The following is a 691-nucleotide window of genomic DNA, read 5'->3' as shown; positions in this document are numbered from 1 at the left end:
CGCGACCGGGAAAACCTGCGCTTTGAGCGCACGCGTATCTTCGGCTATGCCCGGCGTGTGTTTTTAGGCATCGGCCGGGAATTCGCTGCCCGTGATCTGCTTTCATCACCAAAGGATGTATTCTTCCTGACAACTCAAGAAGTTCTCGGAGCGGTTGAGGGCTACAGCTTATCACCCGACCTGAAAGGCATCGTTGCGCGGCGCAAACGCGAGGATGACGCCTCCTCCCGACGCCCCGACCCGCCCGAGCGTATCGAAATCCGTGGTCCCGCTATCGCACCGATCTGGTCCAAAGATGTGGAAGCCGAGGCAGATACGGCACGCGTGAAGCACGGCACGGGTTGTTCCGCAGGACAGATCAAAGCGCGCGCGCGTGTGATCCGTGACCCGCGCACCGAAGCCCTGAACCCCGGAGACATTCTGGTCGCCCGCCACACCGACCCAGGCTGGATTGCTGTATTCTCGAACGCCTCCGCCATCGTCGTTGAACGAGGGTCGCTGTTGTCTCATTCAGCCATCGTCGCGCGCGAATTGGGCATCCCTTGCGTGGTTGGCCTGAAAGGCGCCACGAACTGGATCGTAGATGGCGAGATGATCCGTGTAGACGGCGCAAGCGGCGCAGTGGAGCGATGCGATGGATAGCAGTGAAATCGAGGCAAAAGCGGATTTCGATCATATCCGCTATGCCCAA

General features: G+C 59.9%; 1 protein-coding gene. It reads left to right on the top strand.

The window, feature by feature from the left end:
- Positions 1–642: PEP-utilizing enzyme (locus ACR0E6_RS22340; protein WP_480587499.1), on the top strand; the 642-nt coding region annotated here is incomplete at its 5' end.
- Between the last annotated feature and the right edge of the window lie 49 nt (positions 643–691).

The sequence above is a fragment of the Ruegeria sp. AP12 genome, from assembly GCF_056540025.1.
The sequence above is the reverse complement of the archived record's forward strand: the minus strand, read 5'-3'. Positions and strand labels throughout refer to the sequence as shown.